General features: G+C 75.9%; 18 protein-coding genes. 10 read left to right on the top strand and 8 right to left on the bottom strand.

The window, feature by feature from the left end:
- The first annotated feature begins 722 nt into the window (after positions 1-722).
- Entirely contained in the window at positions 723-1355 is a 633-nt protein-coding gene (locus D459_RS0108420) for a phospholipase (protein ID WP_017592557.1), read from the top strand.
- 45 nt (positions 1356-1400) lie between these two features.
- On the opposite strand, the gene D459_RS0108425 is transcribed toward D459_RS0108420, so the two are convergent.
- From D459_RS0108425 to D459_RS0108440, 4 genes are all read right to left on the bottom strand, one after another.
- Positions 1401-2282: an Fpg/Nei family DNA glycosylase gene (locus D459_RS0108425; protein WP_017592558.1), complete on the bottom strand. Its 882-nt coding sequence runs from the start codon at positions 2280-2282 to the stop codon at positions 1401-1403.
- Between the two features lie 234 nt (positions 2283-2516).
- Positions 2517-5645, bottom strand: coding sequence for an AAA domain-containing protein (locus D459_RS31125; protein ID WP_017592559.1), 3129 nt, complete (start codon positions 5643-5645; stop codon positions 2517-2519).
- Between the two features lie 345 nt (positions 5646-5990).
- Complete coding sequence (locus D459_RS0108435) at positions 5991-6278, bottom strand: type II toxin-antitoxin system Phd/YefM family antitoxin (protein ID WP_017592560.1); 288 nt, start codon at positions 6276-6278, stop codon at positions 5991-5993.
- Between the two features lie 79 nt (positions 6279-6357).
- Positions 6358-7989, bottom strand: coding sequence for a PucR family transcriptional regulator (locus tag D459_RS0108440; RefSeq protein WP_017592561.1), 1632 nt, complete (start codon positions 7987-7989; stop codon positions 6358-6360).
- 203 nt (positions 7990-8192) lie between these two features.
- On the opposite strand from D459_RS0108440, the gene gabT reads away from it, so the two are divergent.
- From gabT to D459_RS0108455, 3 genes are all read left to right on the top strand, one after another.
- A complete protein-coding gene (gabT, locus tag D459_RS0108445) occupies positions 8193-9533 on the top strand; it encodes a 4-aminobutyrate--2-oxoglutarate transaminase (RefSeq protein WP_017592562.1) in 1341 nt (446 codons plus the stop codon).
- 142 nt (positions 9534-9675) lie between these two features.
- A complete protein-coding gene (locus tag D459_RS0108450) occupies positions 9676-10476 on the top strand; it encodes a carbon-nitrogen hydrolase family protein (RefSeq protein ID WP_017592563.1) in 801 nt (266 codons plus the stop codon).
- 226 nt (positions 10477-10702) lie between these two features.
- Positions 10703-10951, top strand: a complete 249-nt coding sequence (locus D459_RS0108455; RefSeq protein ID WP_241484973.1) for a hypothetical protein — start codon at positions 10703-10705, stop codon at positions 10949-10951.
- Between the two features lie 307 nt (positions 10952-11258).
- Here the strand turns inward: D459_RS0108455 and D459_RS0108460 are convergent, their stop codons facing one another.
- A complete protein-coding gene (locus tag D459_RS0108460) occupies positions 11259-12758 on the bottom strand; it encodes a CoA-acylating methylmalonate-semialdehyde dehydrogenase (protein WP_017592565.1) in 1500 nt (499 codons plus the stop codon).
- Positions 12759-12883: 125 nt separating this feature from the next.
- Positions 12884-14176: an aspartate aminotransferase family protein gene (locus D459_RS0108465; RefSeq protein WP_026120192.1), complete on the bottom strand. Its 1293-nt coding sequence runs from the start codon at positions 14174-14176 to the stop codon at positions 12884-12886.
- Between the two features lie 171 nt (positions 14177-14347).
- Between D459_RS0108465 and D459_RS0108470 the strand changes: the two genes are divergently transcribed.
- Together D459_RS0108470 and D459_RS0108475 are read left to right on the top strand one after the other, a co-directional pair.
- The gene (locus D459_RS0108470; RefSeq protein WP_020380094.1) at positions 14348-15970 is read left to right on the top strand and encodes a PucR family transcriptional regulator; all 1623 of its coding nucleotides are present in this window, start codon (positions 14348-14350) and stop codon (positions 15968-15970) included.
- 128 nt (positions 15971-16098) lie between these two features.
- A complete protein-coding gene (locus D459_RS0108475) occupies positions 16099-16593 on the top strand; it encodes an Lrp/AsnC family transcriptional regulator (RefSeq protein ID WP_017592568.1) in 495 nt (164 codons plus the stop codon).
- Positions 16594-16639: 46 nt separating this feature from the next.
- On the opposite strand, the gene D459_RS0108480 is transcribed toward D459_RS0108475, so the two are convergent.
- Entirely contained in the window at positions 16640-17128 is a 489-nt protein-coding gene (locus D459_RS0108480; RefSeq protein ID WP_017592569.1) for a YqaA family protein, read from the bottom strand.
- A gap of 15 nt (positions 17129-17143) precedes the next feature.
- Positions 17144-18241 carry a 23S rRNA (adenine(2503)-C(2))-methyltransferase RlmN gene (rlmN, locus tag D459_RS0108485; RefSeq protein ID WP_017592570.1) on the bottom strand — a complete coding sequence of 366 codons (1098 nt, stop codon included), beginning with the start codon at positions 18239-18241 and terminating at the stop codon, positions 17144-17146.
- 357 nt (positions 18242-18598) lie between these two features.
- On the opposite strand from rlmN, the gene D459_RS0108490 reads away from it, so the two are divergent.
- The 4 genes from D459_RS0108490 to D459_RS0108505 all read left to right on the top strand — a co-directional run bounded on the left by D459_RS0108490 (position 18599) and on the right by D459_RS0108505 (position 22800).
- Positions 18599-19681, top strand: coding sequence for a suppressor of fused domain protein (locus D459_RS0108490; RefSeq protein ID WP_026120193.1), 1083 nt, complete (start codon positions 18599-18601; stop codon positions 19679-19681).
- Between the two features lie 284 nt (positions 19682-19965).
- Positions 19966-20589, top strand: coding sequence for a helix-turn-helix domain-containing protein (locus tag D459_RS31130; RefSeq protein WP_152522926.1), 624 nt, complete (start codon positions 19966-19968; stop codon positions 20587-20589).
- On the top strand, positions 20586-21845 hold the full coding sequence (locus D459_RS0108500; protein ID WP_017592573.1) for an MFS transporter: 1260 nt from the start codon (positions 20586-20588) through the stop codon (positions 21843-21845). Before D459_RS31130 ends, D459_RS0108500 begins: the two co-directional genes overlap by 4 nt.
- Positions 21846-21933: 88 nt before the next feature.
- Entirely contained in the window at positions 21934-22800 is an 867-nt protein-coding gene (locus D459_RS0108505; protein ID WP_017592574.1) for an NAD(P)H-binding protein, read from the top strand.
- Positions 22801-22880: the final 80 nt, after the last annotated feature.

A 22880-nucleotide genomic window follows, 5' to 3' on the forward strand; every position in this document is an offset into this window, starting at 1 on the left:
TCCACCTCATCCGGGGGTTGGTGGCACTTCCGGGAACTGGCCCGGACCCTATTTTCTTTTTCCCGCGGCGGCGGCGCCGTGATCGGCCGTCAACGGAAACGTTTCCTTTCCGCGCCTTACCGGGCCCAGAAATAAAGGCGCTTCCACGGCGAATCCACACCATCCACCCGTTCAGGTGCGGTTTCGCACCGGAAATCACCTTGGTGAACGGTGGTGCAGGCGGGGACCGCGCGAATGCCGCCCTTACCCCGGGGCCACTCCTCTTTCACCTTTCCCGATTCGGCGGCCGGCCGCCCCGGAAACCGATCTTCCGATACCCGGACCCGGGCCGGCCGACCGGAGGAGCCGCTTTTCCGGAAGAGGGCCGGGGAAAGGGCCGGGCGGCCCGGGCCCCGGGGCGACGCGGCCCCGGTGCGGCCGCACCGGGGCTCGGGCGCGGGCCGCGGCCGCCTCGAGCGCCGAACCCGGCCGCCCGGACCTCTCGCGCCGGAACGCGCCGCCGAGGTAAAGTCACCGGCCGCCGGGTAAAAACCCGGCAATGCGCGGGTGCCCCACCCTGCGCATTTCATCCCCTACCAGCAGAATCACCCCTGCCGTACCTGTGGGCACGTGTGTCCCGCACTGCTCCGCAGCCCCGGGAATCCGATTGGCACCACCCGATTCCCCCGTTTCAGGCCGGCCCCGACCGGGGCCCGGTCCCGATGCATACGGAGAGGACCCGAATGCGCGTCTCCCCCGCCGGCCGCCCGCGCCTCATCGCGGCCACCGCACTCGCAGCCCTGGCCGCCCTCGCGGCGTCCCCCGCTCCGGCCGCCGCGGACACCCTCCCCCCGGAGGAGCTGCGCGGCATCACCGACGACTACGTCTTCGCCTACTCGCTCCCCGAGTTCACCTCGGTCAGCGCCGAGCGCCCGTACGACGGGCAGCTCGACTGGTCCAACGACGGCTGCTCCTACTCCCCCGACCAGCCGCTCGGCAACGACTTCCTGCCCGGCTGCGCCCGGCACGACTTCGGCTACCGCAACTTCAAGCTGCAGGAGCGGTTCACCGAGGAGAACCGGGCGCGCATCGACAACGTGTTCCGCGACGACCTGTACGGCATCTGCGACGGCGACTGGGTGTGCCGCGGCGTCGCGGACATCTACTACGCGGCGGTGCGGGCCTTCGGCGGCCAGAACACCGACACCGGCGAGGCGCTGGAGCGCGGCCGGGTGGAGGAGAAGGCCGAGCTGCTGATGCTCACCGCCGAGAGGGTCGAGTCCGCCGACGACCCGGCCGAGGCGGAGCGCCTGCTGGAGACCTTCGAGGACAGCACCGGGGTCGAGCTGGCGACCGAGCACCCGGCCGCGGGCTGACCCGCCGCCGCCCGCGCCGGGCCGGCGCGGGCGGCACGGCCCCGGCTACTTCTTCTGGCAGCCGGGGCACCAGTAGAGGGTGCGCCCGGCCAGCTCCGCGGAGCGCACGCCGGTGCCGCACACCCGGCACGGCTCGCCGGTGCGGTAGCAGACGTAGAGCGTGTCCGGCCGGGGCACCGGGGCGGCGTCCGGGTCCGTCCGGTGCTCGGGGCGGGTGGTGACGATCTGCCCCTCCCGGACGCCGATCCGGAGCAGCTCGACCAGGTCCTCCCAGAGCGCCTCCCACTCGGACCGGTCGATCTCCCGGCCCGGCCGGTAGGGGTCGATGCCGGCCCGGAACAGCGCCTCCGCCCGGTAGATGTTGCCGATGCCGGCGATGACGTCCTGGCGCATCAGCAGCGCCGCGACGGTGGTCCGGGACCGGGAGACGGTGCGCCAGGCCCGCTCGGGGTCGGCGTCGGCGCGCAGCGGGTCGGGGCCCAGCTTCGCCTGCGCGGCGAGCTTGGCGTCCTCCCCGATGACCTCGCAGGCCGAGGGGCCGCGCAGGTCGGCCCAGCCGGTACCGCTGACCAGCCGGGCGCGGACCGCGCCGACCGGCTCGGGCGGCAGCACGAACCCCTCGCCGTCGCGCTCCAGGGTCCGGCTGCGGCCGCCGGGCGCCCGGGGCGCGCCCAGGTACCGCTCGCCGTCGGCGTCGCCGAAGGTCCACGCCCCGTACAGGCCCAGGTGGACGCGGAGCCATTCGCCGGAGTCGAAGCCGAGGAAGAGCTGCTTGCCGTGGGCCTCGCCCTCCTCCAGGACCCGCCCGTCCAGGCGCCGCGCCCCGTCGGCGAACCGGCCCTGCGGGCTGGACACCCGCAGCCGGGCACCCGCGTAGTTCTCGGTGAAGTGCGCCGCCAACCGGTGCAGCGTGTGGCCTTCGGGCACCCCGCCCCCTCGTCCCCGGGCAGGTCGGCCCGGCCTGTTCGTCCGCCTTCGCGGCCCGCTCCGCGCGGACCGAAGCGCACTCTATCCGGAGGCCGGCGGTGCCCGGTCCCGGGGCTCCGGCGACGGCGCCCCGGGACCGGCGCCCGGAGGCGGCGCACCGCGGGAGCGGCGGGGAGGAGCGGGGACCTCGGCGCCGCGCGGACGGGCGGGCGGCGGCCCCGGTGGTCTGCGGGGTCAGTCGCGGGGGTGCCGCCGCTCCGGTGCGGCGGCGAGGATCTCGGCCGCGGCGGAGCCGGGGGCGCTGAGGCAGCGCCAGGCCGGCACGCACACCACCGGTTCGCCGGAGTGGCGCTCCAGCAGCCGGCCCCGGTGCAGCAGGCGGCGCAGGCCGATGCCGGTCCGGGCCTGGTCGACCAGGACCAGCAGCGTGCCGTCGGGGGTGCGGACCCGCAGGTCGGCGCGGTATCCGGCGACGCGGGGGCCCGGTTCGGCCCCGGCTCCGCGGGCGCGCAGCGCGGGCAGCAGCGCGAGCGCCGCCGGGCCCGGCGGCTCGCCGGCGCCCGGTTCGCCCCCCGCCGCCCCGGGGGCCGTCTCCTCCGCGCTCGCCGCGCGGCACAGCGCGCCGCCCGTCCCCTCCCGGCCGGACCAGTGCGCCCTGTCCCCCACCACGATCAGCCGGGCCCGGGTGCGGGTGAGCGCGGCGGCCCACGCCCGGCTCGGGGCGTCGCCCGGGGAGGGCCGCCACCCGTCGGGGACGCCGGTCGCCGAGACCACCATGACGTCGACCGCACCGCCGTCCAGGGCGTCCCAGAGGCCCTCGCCGCGCCCGCCGAGTCGGAAGTGCCCGGCGCCGCCCACCCGGACCTCGTGCGCGAAGGTGCGCCGGCGCAGCAGCCGGCGGAGGAGCGTCCACTGCGCCTGGAACGGGGCGATGACGCCGATCCGCGCCCCGGGCGGCAGCGACCCGTCGAGCTGCTGGAGCAGGACCGCGACCCGGTAGGCCTCGTCCCGGTTGACCGCGGAGCCGCCCGGCACCGGCTCGCACCGGCCCGGGGCGTGCCGCCACTCCACCGCCGGCCCGGAGCGGACCGGCAGCGCCTCCGGGTCGGTCAGCGCGTGCAGCCGGCCGCCGTAGCAGTGCCGGGCGGCCAGGGCGGTGATCTCCGGGTGGGCGCCGTCCCGACCGTCCAGCCGGTGCACGGCCCCGCCCGACTCCTCCGCCGCCGCGGCGCACGCCCGGTAGGCCGACCCGTCCGCGCCTCCGCGGCGGGGCGGCCGGTCGGCGGGCAGCCCGGCCCGCTCCCGCATGGCGCGCTCCTCCTCCGGGTCCAGGGCGGCGGCCGGGGCGGGCGCCGCCGGGTCGCCGATCACCAGCGCGCGCTTGGCCCGGTACAGCAGCGGGACCAGTTCGGCGGTGCCGAACCGGTCCGCCTCGGCCACCACCACCAGGTCGAACAGGCCCGGGACCGGGGGCAGGGCACGCGCCCGGCGGACCGCGACCGACCAGGCGGGCACCGCCGCGAGCAGCCGCGCGAAGCCGCCCCAGGGGTCGTCCGGCCGGTTCAGCGCCTCCAGCCGGTCGGCGATGGCGGAGCGCCCCCGGGCGGTCCGGCGCTCCTCGGCGGCCTCCAGGTGGGCGGCGCCGGAGAGCAGGTGGCAGGCGAGCGCGGCGTCCAGGCCGGAGAGCAGTTCGGGCAGCGGTGCGGCGCGCCCGCGCCGGTCGAGCGCGGCCCGCCACTCCTCCTCCAGCGCCGCGGCGCGGCAGAGCAGGTCCAGGTTCTCCGCCGTGGGCTCCACGCCCAGGTCGCGCCGGATCGCGGAGCGGTGCGCGAGCCCGGTGAAGCCGCCCTCCCGGGCGCGCCGGGCGCGGCGCAGCCAGTAGCCGGGCTCCCGGCCGGCCGCCCCGAACAGCTCCTCGGGGTCCCAGCCCTGCTCGGCGAGGCGGCGGCGCTCGGCGGCGATCAGCGCCAGGGCGTGCCCGCCGGAGGCCGCCGCGTCGATCGCCCGCCACGCCTCCCGCACCCGGCCCCAGTCGTCGCGCAGGCTCCGCCGCCGGGCCACGTGGTCGGAGGGCTCCCCGGCCGGTCCGGCGAGCCGGGTGAGCACGGCCGCCTCGACGGCGCGCGCCCCGGGGCCGCCGGCCCGCATCACCGGGCCGCCCGGTCCGCCGCCGGGGCCGGCGCCGGGGAACGGCGGCAGCCGGTCCTCCGGGACGGCGACCAGAACGCTCTGCCCGTCGGCCCGGGCGGTGCGCACCGCGGCGTCGACCAGCGGGCCGACGCCGGTGCCCGGAGGTGCGGCGACCGCGGTGAGCGTGCGGCGCATCGCCGAGTCCAGGGCGGCGTGGTGCTCCTCGCCGAACCGCTCCGCCGCCACCGGGAGGACCGGTTCGTCCCGGGTCCGGGAGGCCCCGCCGAGGAGCGGCCCCAGGGCCGTGGCGGCGGCCCGCTCGGGGCGCACCGCGTCCCTGCGCCCGGGGTCGAGGTCGGCGACCACCCCGGTGCGGCCGGGGTGGGAGCCCCGGTCCCCGGTCCCGTGGCCCGCGCCGAATCCGGCCCGGAAGAGCAGGGCGGTGTTGTGCGCGCCGGGCCGCAGGTCGGCCAGGGGGACGGGGCCGCGCAGCAGGCCGGGGTCGACGTCGTCGATCCGGTCGATGTGCAGCCGGGCCAGCACGGCCAGTGCGGCGTCGCGCAGCCCGGGGCGGTCCGGGCCGCGCAGCGCCTCCCGGAAGGCGGCGAACTCCTGGGCGGTGTCGATCCCCAGGAAGCGGAGGAGGGCCGGGTTGACCTCGGGCGGCGCGGAGAGCCGGATCCGCGGCCGGCCGCCCGCCGCCGCGGGCGCGGCCACGGCGTCGGCGACGAACAGCGGTGCGGCCCGGAGCGGCCGGTCCGCCGGGACCGGGGGCGCACCGCCGGCGGGGAGGTGGTGGTCCGGTTCGGCGGCGTCCCGGGCGGCGAGCACGACGAGGGGGTAGCCGTAGCGGAGCCGGCCGCCGCGCGCCCCGTCCAGCGGGCCCGCGGCGCCGGGCGGTATCCCGATGCTGTTCTCCGCGCCGCTGAGCAGCTCCTCGGCGCCGCCGGGCAGCATCGCCCAGCGGCCCGCGGGCGGCTCGTCCGGGTCGATCAGGTGCTCCAGCTCGTCCTCCCGGACCAGGCACTCCCGGTAATGGGCGAGGAGGGCGGCGGCCCGCTCCTCGGCGGCCGCCTGCGGGGAGCGGGCCACGCTGCGGCGCACCGCGTCCGGCACCGCGACGGCCGCCACCGGCCCCTCCGCCTGCGCGGGGGCCGGGAGCACCCGGACCGCCGCCGGCCGCCGCGCCTCGGAGCCGCCGTGCACCGCCGGGTCGTGCTGGGGGACCGCCACGTCGCACCTCACGTGTCGAGGAGGGATCGGTACCGCCCGGAAAGGGCGGGAGGGACACCCGAAGCCGCTCGGTGAGCGCGATGTCACCCAGCGCCATCCCGGCCATTCTCCGCCGGTCCCCGCCTTCCCGCAGGAAGACGGCGGATTCCGCCCGGATGCCCTTTTCCCCGCCCCTTTTCGGCCCTCTCCCCTCCGCCCCGCCTCCGTTTCCCCGCCCGGGGCGGGCGCTCCCCGGTCCGGCGGCGGCTCGGCACGGGCGGCAGGCGTCCGCTCTCTTCTCCATGACGGCCGCATTCCCCGCGAGGCGGACGCGCGGAGGCGCCCGCCGTTCCCGCTGCGCAGGGTTCAGGGGCCGCCGGGGGCCTTTCGTTCCGCCATCAGCGCGGCGACGTCCTCGGCATCGAGAACCCTGCCGGCCCGGACGTCCTCCTCGGACTCGGCGAGCCGCCCCATCAGCTCGGAGTCGCCCTGGACCTCCAGGGTCTCCTCCAGCGCCGCCAGGTCGCCGGGGGCGATGAGGACCGCCGCCTCTCTGCCGTCTCTGGTGATCACCGCCCTCTCCCCGGTGCGCTCGATATCGTCCACGAGTTCGGAGAGCCGCTCTCGGGCCTCGGCCAGGGACATGGTCACCATGCCTGCAGCATGCCCGATCCCCGCCCCGCAGTCCTGCGGAACGCCCGGTACGGAGCGGAGGCGGTCCCGTTCCTCCCCGTCAGCCCCGGTCGCGTTCGAGGGTGCGCAGGGCGAGCCAGAGTTCGGTGCGGTAGTCGGGGTCGTCGAGGTCGCCGGGGAGCAGTTCGCGGATCCGGTTGATCCGGTACCGGAGGGTGTGCCGGTGGACGCCGATCGACTCGGCCGCGGCGTCCCAGCGGCCGGAGGCGGCGAGGTAGGCGCGGAGCGAGGCGAGCAGGTCCGCCGCGGAGCGGCGGCCGGTGAGCGGGGCGAGGACCTCGCCGGCGATGCGGGTCCCGGCCGGGCCGCCGACCAGGCCGAGGAAGCCGCCGGGGAGCTCGGCGGCGCGGACCACCGCGGCGCCCTCGCCGCGCGCCGCCTCCAGGGCGCGCTCGGCCTCGGCGCGCGCGGCGGGCAGGCCGGGCAGCGGCGCGGGGCGGCTCGCGCCGACCGGCCCCCCGGTGAGGCCGGCCAGCACCCCGGCGGGGTCGGCGGACTCCGGGCCCAGCACCGCGATCCGCGTCCGCCGCCCGCCCCCGCCGGAGGCCCTCCGGGCCGCCGGCTCCGGTTCGGCCCGGGCCGGCAACCGGGCGGCGAGGCAGTCGCCCGCGACCGCGGGGAGCGGCGCCGCGGCGTCCTCCGGCGGCGCCTCGGCCACCGCCACCACCAGCGGCGGTGCGGGCAGGGCCGCGCGCAGCCGGTCCGCGCCGGCCAGGTCCAGGCCGCCCTCCAGGAGGGCCTCCACCAGGCCGCCGACCAGGTCGCCGCCGGCCGGGTCGCGGTGCTCCAGCTCCAGGGAGAGCAGCGAGGCCGCGGCGCTGACCAGGGTCCGCTCGTCCGGGCCGAACCGGTGCGCGGCGCCGATCGCCAGGAAGCCGCGGACCCGGCCGGCCACCCCCAGGGCCTGCACCGCGACGGTCTCCCCGTGCGCGGCGACCGACGCCCCGGCGGGCCGCTTGGAGGCGCGGAGCCGGCGCACCTCGCCGGCGAGCCCGTCGGCGCGCTCCGCCGCGGCCGGCGGCACCGCGTGCCGGGGGCGGCCGTCCTGGTCGAGCAGGAGGACCCAGCCGCCGGCGCCGCTCTCCTCCGCCGCCGCCTCCGGGGCCGCCCCGCCCGGTCCGCCGGCGCCCGGCTCCGGTGCGCCGGCCTCCCTTCCGGCACGCGCGGCGGCCCGGGCCAGCTCGGTGGCGAGGCGCTCGACGACCGCGGCCTCGCCGCGCAGGGCCGCCTGGGTGAGCCGGCGCTGGGCGTCGAAGGCGCGGGTCAGCCCCTCGTACTCCTCCTCGGCGAGCAGCCGGGAGACGGCCTTGCCGACCGCCATGAACGGGGTGGGGCGGGGCACCTCGATGAGCGGGAGGCCGACCTCCCCGGCCGCCTCCAGCAGGGGCGCCGGGATGTCGTCGTGCGCCACCTCGACGCCGAACCCCAGCCCGGCCGCGCCCCGGTCGGCCAGGCGGCGGACGTAGGACAGCGCCGCGTCCCGGCCCGGCTCCTCCGGCCAGCGGATGCCGGTGGTCAGCACCAGCTCGCCGCCCTCCAGGTAGGGGGTGGGGTCGGTGAGCTCGCTGATGGCGACCCAGCGCACCCGGCGGGCGCCGGCGTCGTCGCCGCCGGCCCGCAGCCGCAGGCCGAGGCGGGGAATGCGCAGCACGGCACCGAGGGTCGGCGGCACGGGGCTCCCTTCCGGGCGGCGCTCCCGCCCGCCCTTCCAATTCGGCCAGGTGGCGGCTTGATTTTATCCGGAACGGAGATGGGGGGTCCGCTCCGAGCGGCCATAAGGTCGCAGGCGTCGAGCAGGCCGCCAGCGGCCGAAGCCAGGCACCAGGGGGCGGGCACACCGGCACGCCGCCGCACAGACGAGGGAGGAGAGCACCCATGGCCACCAGCGAGGTCGCCCAGGCCCGGCGGATCGTCACCGAGATCCCCGGCCCCCAGTCCCGCGCGCTCCAGGAGCGCCGACTCAGCGCGGTCGCGAAGGGCGTCGGCAGCACCATGCCGATCTACGTGCAGCGGGCGGGCGGCGGCATCGTCGAGGACGTCGACGGCAACGCGCTGATCGACTTCGGCTCCGGCATCGCGGTGACCAACGTCGGCAACGCCGACCCGCGGGTGGTCGAGCGCGCCTCCGAGCAGCTCTCCCGGTTCACCCACACCTGCTTCATGGTCAACCCCTACGACTCCTACGTCGAGGTCTGCGAGGCGCTGAACCGGCTCACCCCGGGCGGCCACGAGAAGCGCTCCGTGCTGCTCAACTCCGGCGCGGAGGCGGTGGAGAACGCGGTCAAGATCGCGCGCAGCGCCACCGGTCGCCAGGCGGTCGTCGCCTTCGACCACGCCTACCACGGCCGCACCAACCTCACCATGGCGCTCACCGCCAAGAACATGCCCTACAAGGAGGGCTTCGGGCCGTTCGCCGGCGAGGTGCACCGGATGCCGATGGCCTACCCCTACCGGTGGGCGACCGGCCCGGAGAACTGCGGGCCGGAGGCGGCCGCGCAGGCCATCGAGCAGATCACCAAGCAGATCGGCGCGCACAACGTGGCGGCCGTGGTGATCGAGCCGATCCAGGGCGAGGGCGGCTTCATCGTCCCGGGCGAGGGCTTCCTGCCCGCGATCGCCGAGTTCTGCCGCGCCAACGGCATCGTGTTCATCGCCGACGAGGTGCAGACCGGCTTCGCGCGCACCGGCCGGATGTTCGCCTGCGACCACGAGGGCGTGGTGCCCGACCTCATCACCACCGCCAAGGGCATCGCCGGCGGCCTGCCGCTGGCCGCGGTCACCGGCCGCGCCGAGCTGATGGACGCGGTGCACGGCGGCGGCCTGGGCGGCACCTACGGCGGCAACCCGGCCGCCTGCGCCGCCGCGCTCGCCACCATCGAGGCCATCGAGGCCGATGGGCTCGCCGAGCGGGCCGCCGCGATCGGCGAGCGGATGCTGGGCCGGCTGCGCGCCCTGGCCGGCAAGCACGACATCATCGGCGACGTGCGCGGCCGCGGCGCGATGATCGCCATCGAGCTGGTCAAGGGCGGCGGCGACAAGACGCCGAACACCGAGGCGCTGGCCGAGGTCGTGAAGTACTGCCACTCCCAGGGCCTCATCCTGCTGACCGCCGGCACCTACGGCAACGTGATCCGGATGCTGCCGCCGCTGGTCATCGGGGACGACCTGATCGACGAGGGGCTGTCCATCCTGGAGGAGGCCTTCGCCCGGCTGTAGCCCCCAAGGGCCGGCCGGACGGGCAGGACGGGCCCGCACTCCGCTGGGGTGCGGGCCCCTTCGCGTCCCCCATGGCCACCGCGGGCCGGGGGTGCGGCAGCATGGGTGCGCACGATGTGTTCACGGCGGTGGGAGGCTGGCCATGGTGGCGGTCGCGGTCGGGCAGTTCGCGCCCGGCGAGGACAAGGACGAGAACCTGGCGGCGGTGCGCGGCCTGGTGGCCGAGGCGGCGGGGAAGGGCGCCCGGGTGGTGCTGCTGCCGGAGTACGCGATGTTCACCGCGCCCCGCACCGACGAGCGGTTCGTCGCGGCCGCCGAGCCGCTGGACGGCCCGTTCGCCTCCGGCCTGGCGGCGCTCGCCCGGGAGTACGGCGTGCACGTGGTGGCCGGGGTGAACGAGTTCCTGCCCGATGCCCCCGAGCGGTTCTCCAACACCCTGGCGGCTTTCGGTCCGGACGGCGCCCTGGAGGCCCGCTACCGGAAACTGCACCTCTACGACGCGTTCGGGGTGACCGAATCCGCCGTCGTCGCCCCCGGCCCGATCACCGAGCCGGAGACCTTCGAGGTGGACGGCGTCCTCTTCGGCCTGCAGACCTGCTACGACCTCCGGTTCCCCGAGGTGACCCGGCGGATCGCCGACGCCGGCGCGCACGTGCTGCTGCTGGCCGCGGAGTGGGTGCCCGGCCCGCTCAAGGAGGACCACTGGACGACGCTGGTGCGCGCCCGGGCCATCGAGAACACGGTCTATGTGGCGGCCGCCGGGCAGAACGCGCCGATGGGCTCGGGCAACAGCATGCTGGTCGATCCGATGGGCACGCGCGTCGTCGCCCTGGGTGAGCAGACCGGGGTAGCGGTCGGCCGTATCGACCTGGCCCGTATCGCCGAGGTCCGGGAGCGGAACCCGGCACTCCGGCTGCGCCGGTTCACGGTCGTCCCCCGCTAGCTCAGCCAAGCGTCACCAACAAACCGGACAAAATACCCCATGCACCCCAAGACTTGACCGAGGTATTCCCTGGATGACTACCAAGAGTTAAGATGCATGGGCTTAGAGTCACATGAAACGGGCTGAGCCATTCCCGTCGCAGACCGTTTCTGGTTCAATAAGAGCCGATCTCTATAGGTCCGCCAGACTGTCCTAAACCACGGGGGGAGCAGGGACGTTGAGCGGTCTGAGCATATTGCCGTATGCGGGCACCGACGACGAAACGACCGATAACCACACTTTCAGTCCCGAGCTGTTGAGCGACGCGCAGTGCATGGGGGATGCCTGCGCAATCTGCCACGCGCGCTGGCCGCGCCCGCGCCACCCGCTGGGCGTGCTTCCCGACGGCGGCTGCGTCTTCGGGTGCGCGGAGTGCAGCGGCCTCGCCGCCGCCTATGGCGCGCGCGGCGAGGCGCCCGAGTTCGCCGTCCGCTGAGGGTCCGCCCGCCACGGCGGGCGTGCGGCGGAGCGAGCGGAGCGGGGAATCGAAGAGGGGGTGCCCCGGGCCCAGGGGGAGAGCGGGCCCGGTGGCACCCCCTCGACGCGCCCGCTTCCGTGGGGAGGAGGGGAATTGAGCGCGTCTTCCGGTTATGTCGGTTCTCGCCGGTGCGGTATTGCGCCCCCAGGCCGCCGCACGGCGAATCGGTCCCCACGATACTGCCCGCGGCCGCACTCCGACCCCTGGTAGAACGGATCCCTTCCGGAAATACCGCGCCGGGCGGCCCCGCCGGGGCGCCGCGCGCTCAGCCGTTGGTCGGGAAGCCCAGCTCCACCCCGCCGTGCGACGGGTCGAGCCAGCGCGCGGTGACCGCCTTGGTCCGGGTGTAGAAGTGCACCCCCTCCATGCCGTGCGCGTGCGAGTCGCCGAACAGCGACTTCTTCCAGCCGCCGAAGGAGTAGTAGGCCATCGGCACCGGGATCGGCACGTTGATGCCGACCATCCCGACCTCCACCTCGTTCTGGAACCGCCGGGCCGCGCCGCCGTCGTTGGTGAAGATCGCCGTGCCGTTGCCGTAGGGGTTGGCGTTGACCAGGTCCAGCGCCTCGGTGTAGCCGGAGACCCGGAGCAGCGAGAGCACCGGGCCGAAGATCTCGTCGGTGTAGCAGCTCATCTCCGGGGTCACGTGGTCCAGCAGCGACGGGCCGAGCCAGAACCCGTCGGCGGCGCCGCCCAGCACCGGGTGCACCCGGCCGTCGATGGCCAGGGTCGCCCCCTGGCGCACCCCGGTCTCCAGGTAGCCGGCGACCTTGTCCCGGTGCGCCCGGGTGACCAGCGGCCCCATCTCGCTGCGCTCGTCGTCGCCCGGCCCCACCCGGAGCTCGGCGACCCGGGCGCGGATCCGCTCCAGCAGGTCGTCGGCGATGGAGTCCACCGCGACCACCGCGGAGATCGCCATGCACCGCTCCCCCGCCGAGCCGAAGCCGGCCGACACCGCGGCGTCGGCGGCCAGGTCCAGGTCGGCGTCGGGCAGCACCACCATGTGGTTCTTGGCCCCGCCCAGCGCCTGGACCCGCTTGCCGTGCCGGGCCGCCGTCTCGTAGACGTACTGCGCGATCGGGGTCGAGCCGACGAAGCTGACCGCCTTGACGTCCTCGTGCTCCAGCAGGCCGTCGACGGCGGCCTTGTCGCCGTGCAGCACGTTGAAGACGCCCTCGGGGAGCCCGGCCTCGGCCCACAGCTCGGCGATGCGCACCGACGCCGAGGGGTCCTTCTCGCTGGGCTTGAGGACGAAGGTGTTGCCGCAGGCGATCGCGACGGGGAACATCCACATCGGCACCATGGCCGGGAAGTTGAACGGGGAGATCCCCGCGACGACGCCCAGCGGCTGCAGGATGGAGTAGGCGTCGACGCCGGTGGAGACGTTCTCCGAGTAGCCGCCCTTGAGCAGGTGGGGGATGCCGCAGGCGAACTCGACGACCTCCAGGCCGCGGGCGACCTCGCCGGCCGCGTCCGAGCGGACCTTGCCGTGCTCGGCGCCGATCAGCTCGGCCAGCTCCGGCGCGTGCCGCTTGAGCAGCTCGCGGAAGCGGAACAGCACCGCGACCCGCTTGGTCAGCGAGGTGTCGCGCCAGCCGGGGAAGGCGGCCTTCGCCGCCGCCACCGCGGCGTCGACGTCGGCCGGGGAGGCGAAGTCGACGGTGCCGGCGACCTTGCCGGTGGCCGGGTTGTAGATGTCCCCCCGGCGCTCCGCGGCGCCCGCGGCGGGCCTGCCGCCGATCCAGTGGGTGACGTGCTTGGACATGCTGGTGGACCTCTCGGCTCGGTGCTCTCGCGCCGGTCTCGGCGGCGGCGCCGGGACCGGCGTATGGGACAGGGGGGCGGGCGGGGCGGCGGAGCCCGGGAGGCCCGCCGCCCCGGCGGATCGGGCTAGCGCGCCGCGGCGTCGACCGCGCGGACCGCCTCGGCCAGGACGTCCCGGCCCTCGCGGGCCTCCTCCTCGGTGAGGGTGAGCGGCGGCGCCATCCGCAGCACGTTGCCGCGCAGCCCGCCCTTGCCGATGAGCAGCCCCCGGCGGCGGGCCTCCTCCAGGACCGCGCCGGCCAGCTCCGGCGACGGCGCGCCGGTGCCCGGGTCGACCATGTCGAGGGCGAACATCAGGCCCTTGCCGCGGACCCCGCCCACGGTGGGCAGCGAGGCCAGCGGGGCCAGCCCGCCGAGCACGACCCGGCCGAGCCGGTCCGCGTTGGCCTGCAGGTCGTGGTCGAGCACGTAGTCCAGGGTGGCGTTGGCCGCGGCGGTGGAGACCGGGTTGCCGCCGAAGGTGGACAGCCCGTTGGCGGGCAGGCCGTCCATCAGGTCGCCGCGGGCGACCACGCCGCCGATCGCGAAGCCGTTGCCGAGGCCCTTGGCGAAGGTCAGCGCGTCCGGGACCACGCCGTGGTTGCCGATGCCCCAGAACGAGGAGCCGGTCCGCCCCCAGCCGGTCTGCACCTCGTCGGAGATGAGCAGGGCGCCGTGCTCGTCCAGCACCTCCTTGTAGGCGGCGAGCAGGCCGTCGGGGGCCATGGTGAACCCGCCGACGCCCTGCACCGGCTCGGCGATCAGGCAGGCGACGTCGCCGGTGACCGCGGTGGCCAGCACCTCCCGCAGGTCGGCGACGCAGGCCTCGGTGTAGGCCGCGTCGTCCATGCCGCGGAAGGCGGGCAGCTCCCGGTCGGTGCCGTGCAGGTAGTGCACGTTGAGCGGGGAGAGGGAGGAGTTCTTCCACGCCTTGTTGCCGGTGACGGCGACGGCGCCGAAGGAGCGGCCGTGGTAGCTGCCGCGCATGGCCAGCACCTCGTCGGAGCGGCGCGCCGCGGTGGCCAGCAGCAGGGCGGTCTCGTTGGCCTCGGTGCCCGAGTTGGTGAAGAAGACCTTGGCGTCGGGGATGCCGGAGAGCCGGGCGATCTTCTCGGCCAGCTCGACCTGGCCGCGCAGCAGGTACAGCGTGGAGGTGTGCACGACGCCCCTGGCGAGCTGCCGCTCGACGGCCTCGCGCACCTCGGCCACGTCGTAGCCGATCATGTTGGTCAGGATGCCGGCGAAGAAGTCCAGGTAGGTCTCGCCGGCGGCGTCGGTGACGCGGTTCCCCTTGCCGCCGGTGATCTCGATCGGGTCGTCGTAGTAGAGGGAGAGCCACGAAGGCATGACAGCGCGGTGACGCTCGTGCAGTTCCGACATGACCTCAGTCTCACTCCGCCGCCCCTCCGCCCGCCAGCGCCACTGTGAAGTTTCCGCCGCTATGGATCTGACACTCTGTAAAGTATTTTTCTGGGTTTCCGCCATCACTCTGTAAATCGGGCGGCACTCGCGTTTGACACATAGCAGGAACCCCCGCCGTAGACTCGGAGTGTGCTCCCCACTCTCGCCGAAGTCCTCCGCATCCCCGTCGTGCAGCGGGCGCGCCCCCGCGTCGTGGTCGGCGAGGACCTGCTCGACGTCACCGTCCGCTGGGTCCACATCGCCGAGGTCACCGACCTGGCCCACCTGCTGCGCGGCGGCGAGCTGGTGCTGACCACCGGCATCGCCATGCCGGACTCCGCCGACGAGCTCCGCCGCTACGTGCAGGACCTGGCCTCGGTCGGGGTCAGCGGGATCGCCGTCGAGCTGGGCCGCAAGTACGGCGCCGAGTCGGAGCTGCCGCGCGCCCTGCTGGAGGCCGCCCGCGACGCCCGCATCCCGGTGGTCTCGCTGGAGCGGGAGACCCGCTTCGTGGAGATCACCGAGGCGGTGCACGTCCGGGTGGTCAACCGGCAGCTGGAGGAGTCCCGCGAGTCCGAGCGGCTGCACGAGGTGTTCACCCGGCTCTCGGTGGAGGGCGCCCGCCCCGAGCGGGTGCTGCACGAGGTGGCGCGGCTCTCCGGCTGCCCGGTGGTGCTGGAGAACCTCAGCCACCAGGTGCTCCTCTGCGAGCTCGGCGGGGAGGACCCGGAGGCGGTCCTGGCCTCCTGGGAGTCGCGCTCGCGCACCCTGCGCTCGGAGACCCGCACCGTGCACGACGCCTCGATGGGCTGGCTGGCCACCGTGGTCGGGGCCCGCGGGCAGGACTGGGGGCGGCTGATCCTGATCTGCGGCGCCGCGCCCTCGCCCCGGCACTCGATGCTGCTGGAGCGCGCCGCCACCACGCTGGCCCTGGGCCGGCTGCTGGAGCGGCACCAGGAGAGCCTGGAGCGCCAGACGCACCGCACCATCATCGCGGGCATCGTGGACCGCTCCTACTCCGACCCGCAGGAGGCGCTGGTGCGCGCCCGCGCCGTCGGGGTGCCGCTGGACGGCCGGTCGCTGAGCGGGCTGGTGCTGCGGCTGCCGGACGGCGGCACCGGGCTCAGCGCGGAGGCCCGGCTGGCCGACGGGGCCGAGGCGGTCGCCCGCGCCTGCCGAGAGGTCCGGCTGCCGGCGCTGGTCGGGTCGCTGGACGACGTCCGGGTCGGCGTGCTGCTGGCGCTGCCCCGCGGGCGCGACCCCGAACCCCAGCTGCAGCGGCTCGCCGAGCGGATCCGCGAGCTCACCGGGACCGGGCCGGTGCTGGCCGTCGGCTCGCCCACCGACGACATCCGCGAGGTCCGCCGCTCGTTCCTGGAGGCCCGGCAGGTGGGCGACGTGGCGCTGCGCCAGCCCGGCCGGCTGCTGTACCGCCTGCCCGACCTGCACCTGCGCGGCCTGCTGCACCTGTTCCGGGACGACGAGCGGCTGCAGACCTACGTGGAGCGGGAGCTGGGCGCGCTGCTCGCCTACGACGCCCGGCACGGCAGCGACCTGACCGAGATGCTCCGCTGCTACCTGGAGGCCGGCCGGAACAAGGCCCTGGCCGCGTCCACCGCGCACCTGTCCCGGCCCGCCTTCTACGAGCGGCTGCGCCGCATCTCCCGGGTGCTCGGCGCCGACCTCGACTCGGTGGAGACCTGCGTGTCGCTGCACGTGGCGCTGCTCTCCCTGGACGCGGTGCGGGACCGCCTCGGCCCGGTGGACGGGTGAGCGAGCGGTTCCCGGGACGGCCGCCCGTACCGTGCAGTAGTTTTGTTTCCGTCGTCCGACCGACCCCGAACGGCCGATTCCGTGCCCGCCGCCCCGGGCACCGGCCCTCTCTCCCAGCGGAGGAGCATGTGACCGAGCAGGAGGGCAAGTCCCCGGCGCCCCGGCGGAACCACGCCGCGCCGGTGCTCGACGAGACCGCCAAGCGCATCATCGAGCAGCTCCAGGAGGACGGCCGGCGCTCCTACGCCGCGATCGGCAAGGCCGTCGGGCTCTCCGAGGCCGCCGTGCGGCAGCGCGTGCAGCGGCTGCTGGAGACCGGGGTGGTGCAGGTCGTCGGGGTCACCGATCCGATGATGCTGGGCTTCAGCCGGCAGGCGATGATCGGGGTGCGCTGCGACGGCGACCTGACCGCGGTCGCCGACACCATCGCCGACCTGGACGGCTGCGAGTACGTGGTGGTCACCGCCGGCTCCTTCGACGTGCTGGTCGAGGTGGTCGCGGAGGACGACGAGCGGCTGCTGCGGATCCTCGGCTCGATCCGCGCCGTGGAGGGCGTCCGCTCCACCGAGAGCTTCCTCTACCTCAAGCTCCGCAAGCAGGCCTACGCCTGGGGAACGCGCTGACGCCGGCGCCCCCGGTGCCGCGGCACCGGGGGCGCCGGGGCGGTGCTCAGCCGGTCCGCAGGGCGGCGGAGACCGCGGCGACGGCCCCGGGCGCGTAGACCAGCACCAGGAACCGGGCGGAGCGGGTGGCCATGGTCACCGACGCGAACACGCTCAGCCGCATCCGCACCGCCCCGGCCAGCACGCAGACCACCATCAGCGGCGGGACGCTCACCAGCGAGGAGAGCGCCAGCAGCCCCGCCCCCCACCAGGGCTGCTCCTCGGCCCGGCGCCGCCACCGCCCGGCCCGCTCGGCCCACCTGCCCGGCGGCCGCTCGGCCTTCCGCTTCAGCCAGCGGACGTTCAGCACGCCCATGCCCGCGTAGTAGAACGCGATCTTGCCCAGCGTCTGCCCGGCCGCCGCGGCCAGCGCGACCGCGATCCGCAGCGCGTCGTCGCCGACGACCGCCGCGCCCAGCAGGTAGACCTCGATGTTGATGAACGGGACGAGGCCGGCGACGGCGCCCACCGCGAAGGCGAGGAGCGTCTCCGCCATCCGCCCCGCCCGGGATCAGTTCTCGGCGGCGGCGAGCTGGCCGCAGGCGCCGTCGATCTCCTGGCCCCGGGTGTCGCGCACGGTGACCGGGACGCCGTGCGACTCCAGGCGGCGGACGAACTCCCGCTCGTCCTCGGGCCGGGAGGCGGTCCACTTCGACCCCGGGGTGGGGTTGAGCGGGATCAGGTTGACGTGCACCAGGTTCCCCTTGAGCAGCCGGCCGAGCAGGTCGGCGCGCCAGGCCTGGTCGTTGATGTCGCGGATGAGCGCGTACTCGATGGAGACCCGGCGGCCGGTGGTGTCGGCGTAGCGCCAGGCCGCGTCGAGCACCTCGTCGATCTTCCACCGGTTGTTGACCGGGACCAGCTCGTCGCGGAGCTCGTCGTCGGGGGCGTGCAGCGAGATGGCCAGCCGGACCTGCATCCGCTCGGCGATCAGCTTGTCGATCGCGGGCACCAGGCCGACGGTGGACACGGTGACGCCGCGCTGGGAGATGCCCAGCCCGCCCGGGACCGGGTCGGTCATCCGGCGGACCGACTCCAGCACCCGCTTGTAGTTGGCCAGCGGCTCGCCCATGCCCATGAAGACGATGTTGCTGATCCGCCCGGGGCCGCCGGCGACCTCGCCGCGGGCCAGGTCGCGGGCGACCGAGACCACCTGGTCCACGATCTCGCCGGTGGACAGGTTCCGGGTCAGCCCGTTCTGGCCGGTGGCGCAGAACGGGCAGTTCATCCCGCACCCGGCCTGCGAGGAGACGCAGAGCGTGGCGCGGTCGGGGTAGCGCATCAGCACCGACTCGAACAGCACCCCGTCGAAGGCCCGCCACAGGGTCTTGCGGGTCATCCCGTCGTCGCAGGTGATGTGCCGGACCGGGGTGAGCAGGTTCGGCAGCAGCGCCTCGCCCAGGCGCTCCCGGGAGGCCTCGGGCAGGTCCGTCATCGCGGAGGTGTCGGACTCCAGGTGGCCGAAGTAGTGCTGGGCCAGCTGCTTGGCCCGGAACGGCTTCTCACCGAGTTCGGTGACGACGGCCCGCCGCTCCTCGGGGCTGAGGTCGGCGAGGTGCCGCGGCGGCTTGGCGCGGCGGGGAGCGGCGAAGGTGAGCTCGGCAGGCATGAACATCCACTAGGACGGCGGGCGGGGCTGCGGCCGGCGTGGCCGGCTGCGGACGGGAACCTTGAGGACCGATAACGCTCTTGCTCGCGCTAGTGCGGCGCAGCCGGACGGGCACTACGGTCATACTATGCGCCCCCTGGAGGATGCGGCACGCCGAAGACCCGCGGCCGCACGCCCCGCCCCGGTCCCCTCCCCCCTCGGCGCCGGCCCGCACCGCCGGGCCGCAGGGACCCCGCGGCCTGCGGAGCGGCCGCCACCGCTCCCGGAGGGAACCGCAGGCAGCCGGGCGGCACGGCCCGGAGGAGCACCGGGCCGCGGTCGCCGGGAGGCGCCCGGAGAGCAGAGAAGGGAGCCAGGGTGGCCGGAACGCGCGTGCTGCTCGACGAGTTCAGCCCCTACCGGAGCCGCCGTGTCCTCGTCGAGCACGACTTCCGCACCACCGCCGCCTACCTGATGGACGCCCGGGGCCGGATCCGGGTGCCGGTGTGGCTGGCCAACCACGAGCCGGCGCCGGAGACCAACGACCCGGCCGGGCTGTACCGGGGCCGGGCCCCGCTGATGCCGGCCGCCTACACCCGCCACCCGCAGGGCAGGGCGCCGTTCGACGCGGCGGCGCTGCGCGCCGTCTGGTTCGAGGAGGGCGACGGGGTCGCGCTGCTGGAGGGCGAGGAGCTGCTGGCGATCATCCCGGGCTGGGCCGAGGCCGACAGCGGGCTGCCCGGCTACGCCCGCGAGGCGATCGGGCGCAGCCCCTACGCCTGGGCGCTGGAACCGGTCCGCGCGCAGCTGTGGCCGCGGGTGGTGCACGCCGAGGCGTACTGGTCCTGGCGGGACGCGCCGAACGCCTGGCGCACCGTGCAGCGGGCCGTCTTCAACCACCTGACCGACGCCGTCGGCCCGCCGGGGCACTACTGGGACGTCTCCGACGGCCACGCCCCGCTGATCCGGGTCACCGAGCGCCCGCCCACCGCGGACCGCCCCTACACGGTGCTGAGCACGGTGGGCATGTGCGGGCAGCGGATGCCCACCCTGGACCGCTACATGGCCGACACCTCCGACTACGCCCGGATCGAGCTGGCGCTGGCGACGACGCTGCCGGCGCACGCGGCGGCCCGGGTCTTCCGGTGGATCGGCGCCTTCCCGTGGCGGGCGGTCACCTGGTTCGGCCCGGGGCACAGCGTGAAGTGGCTGGACAACCCGGAGGACCGGCTGATGCGCGGGGACAGCTCGGCGATGCTGCTGGTCTCCGACCCCGAGGTGCTGGCGGGCGGGGGCCACCGGCCGCCGGACACCTCGGGCCTGGCCTTCCACGGCGACCCGGTGCGCTGGCTGTGGCTGGTCCCGATCACCCGCCCCGAGCACCTGTTCGCCAAGGAGCACGACGCGGCCACCCTCATCGACAAGCTCGCCGCCGAGGGCCGCAGCTGGATCCTGGGCTGACCCGCACCCCCCTTTCCCCCTTCCCCGATGAGCTCGGCGCTGCGGGGGCACCGGAGCGTTCCGGTGCCCCCGCAGCGAGCGCCGAGCTCATCGCCCTGGGCGGCCCCTCCCGTTCGGCGACCGGCCCCCTGCGAGGACCCCGCCCGGCCACCGCCTCCTTCGGCGCCGCACGCTCATCGCCGCGGCGCGCCAGGACGCCGCCGCAGCGACCGCTTCGGGCGCCTCGCCCACAACCCCCAAATAACCCTTTGACGGTCGGCGCCGGATCCGCCATGATCGCGGCCATGAACGATTCAGACGGGCCGCCGCCCCGCCCCGAGCGCCCCCGGGGCGCGCCCGACGAGGCCGTGCGCGGTCTGCGCGTCCTCGCCCACCCGCTGCGGCTCCGGCTGCTCTCCCTGCTCACCGGGGCCGCGATGAGCGCCGCCGAGGCCGCCCGCGAGCTCGGCGAGTCCCAGGCCAACGTCAGCTACCACCTGCGGCGGCTGCACAAGGCCGGGCTGCTGGAGCTCGCCGAGGAGGTGCCGGTCCGCGGCGGCCTGGCCCGCCGCTACCGGCACGATCCGGAGAGCGGGCGGCTCGCCCCGAGCCCGCTGGAGGACCCCGCCGCCCTGCAGGCCGCCCTGGGCGACGAGCCGCGCCGCCGCGCCGCCCTGCACGACCCCGCCCTGCGCCGGCACTTCACCGACGCCGAGGTGTGGGTGGACGCCGCCGAGTGGGACCGGATCGTCGAGCGGGCCGAGGAGCTGGGCACCGCACTGCACCGGGCGGCCCGGGCGCCGCGCTCCCCCGGCACCGTCCGGGTCAGCGCCACCATGCTGCTCTTCGGCATGTCGGACGCCGACCCGGCCGCCCCGGCCGAACCGCACGGCGGCGCGCCGGGCGCCGGCCCCGGGGAGGAGGCGTGACCGGGACCGGCCGCGCCGGCCGCGCGGCACCGGCGCTGACCGCCCCGCTGCGCCACCGCCCGTTCCGCGCGCTGGCCGCGGGCCGCACGCTGCTCTACTTCGGCAACGGGCTGGCCACCGTCGCGCTGGCCTTCGCGGTGCTCGACGCGACCGGCTCGGTCGCCCAGCTCGGCCTGGTCGTCGGCGCCCGGAGCCTGGCCAACGTGCTGCTCCTGCTGGCCGGCGGGGTGCTGGCCGACCGGATGCCGCGCGGCCTGCTGCTCTGCGGCGCCTGCGCGGTGGCCGCCGGCTCCCAGGGCCTGCTCGCCGCCTCGCTGCTGCTCGACGCGGCGTCGCTGCCGCTGATGCTGGTGCTGGCCGCGGTGAACGGCGCGGCCTCGGCGGCCAACCTGCCGGCGGCCGCCGCCCTGGTCCCGCAGACCGTCCCGGCGGCGCTGCTGCGCCAGGCCAACGCGCTGGCGCGGATCGGCATGGAGGGCGGCCGGATCATCGGGATGTCGTTCGGCACCCTGCTGGTCGCGCTGATCGGGGCGAGCGGGGCCATCGCCGCCGACGGGGCCGCGTTCGCGCTGGCCGGGGTCTGCTTCACGGCCGTCCGGGCGGTCTCCCCGCGGCGCCCCTCCGGCCCGCCCGCCGACCCGCTGCGGGAGCTCGCCGAGGGGTGGGCCGAGTTCACCCGGCGCCGCTGGGTGTGGCTGGTCGTGGTCCAGTTCATGGTGGTCAACGCGGCGATGAGCGCGACGGTGTCGGTGCTCGGGCCGGCCATCGCCGACGCCTCGTTCGGGCGCACCGCCTGGGGGCTGCTGCTCACCGTGAACAGCCTCGGCATGCTGCTGGGCGGGCTGCTCGCGGCGCGCTGGCAGCCGCGGCGCGCGCTCTGCTACGGCGTCGCGCTGATCGCGGTGGACGCCGTCCCGCTCCTGGTCCTGGGCCTCTCCCCGGTGCTGCCGGTGCTGTTCGCGGCGATGTTCCTGGCCGGGATGGCCGTGGAGCAGTTCACCGTGGCCTGGGAGGTCTCGCTGCAGCAGAACGTCCCGCAGGAGCGGCTGGCCCGGGTCTACTCCTATGACGCGCTCGGGTCCTTCCTGGCCATGCCGCTGGGGCAGGTCGCGGTCGGCCCGGTGGCCGAGGCGGCCGGCGCCGGCCCGGCCCTGGTCGGCGCGGCGGCGCTGATGCTGGCCGCGACGGGGGTCGCGCTGACCGACCGCGGCCTGCGCACCCTGCGCCGGGTGGACGGGCCCGCCCCCGCGGCTTGACTTCAACCAAGGTTGAGGTTGTTGGCTTGTCCGCGAAGCCACGCAGGGGGCGCCCCGGGCGCCCCGCGACCATGAGGAGGACCTTGCGATGATCCTGGTGACGGGTGCGACCGGCAATGTCGGCGGGCAGGCGGTCCGGCAGCTGCACGCGGCCGGCGAGAGCGTCCGGGCCCTGGTCCGCACGCCCGGCAAGGCGGTCTTCCCCGACGGGGTGGAGGAGACGGTCGGGGACCTCTCCGACCCGGCCTCGCTGGAGGGCGCGTTCAACGGCGTCGACGCGGTCTTCCTGGTCTGGCCGCTGTTCGGCGCGGAGACCGCGCCGGCCGTGCTCGAGGCCGCCGCCCGGCACACCGAGCGGGTGGTCTACCTCTCCTCCGGCGGGGTGGACGACACCGCCCTGGAGCAGGGCGACGCGATCAACGACTTCCACGGGCGGATCGAGCTGCTGCTGGCCCGGTCGGGCCTGCGCTGGACGGCGGTGCGCGGCGGCGGCTTCGCCTCCAACGACCTGGGCTGGGCCGAGCGGGTGCGGCAGGGCGCGACGTCCATCGCCACCCCGTTCCCGGGCGCCGTGCGCTCGGTGGTGCACGAGGGCGACCTGGCGGCGGCCGCCGTGCACGTGCTCACCGACCCCGACGGCGGAAAGCGGCACGACGGGATGAAGTACACGGTCACCGGCCCGGAGATGCTGACCGAGGCGGAGCGCATCGCGATCATCGGTGAGGCCGTGGGCCGCCCGATCAGCGCCGAGCCGATGCCGCTGGACGAGGCCCGCGCCGAGCTGATCGCCTCCGGCCTGCCGCCCGAGTACGCCGACGGCATCCTGGAGGCGCATGCGGGGTTCGCCTCGCCGGACCACACCGAGGAGCTGCACCCGGTGCAGGAGCTGACCGGGGAGGCCCCGCGCACCTACCGGCAGTGGGTCGCCGACCACCTCGCGGACTTCCGCCCCTGAGGAACCGCCCCCTCCGCGCCGGTCTCGGCGCCGCCGCCTCGACCGACCCTGGAAGAGCGGCGGTGCCGGGACCGGCGCCT

Origin of the sequence: Nocardiopsis potens DSM 45234, from assembly GCF_000341105.1 — a bacterium.
GTDB classification, from domain to species: Bacteria; Actinomycetota; Actinomycetes; order Streptosporangiales; family Streptosporangiaceae; genus Nocardiopsis_A; species Nocardiopsis_A potens.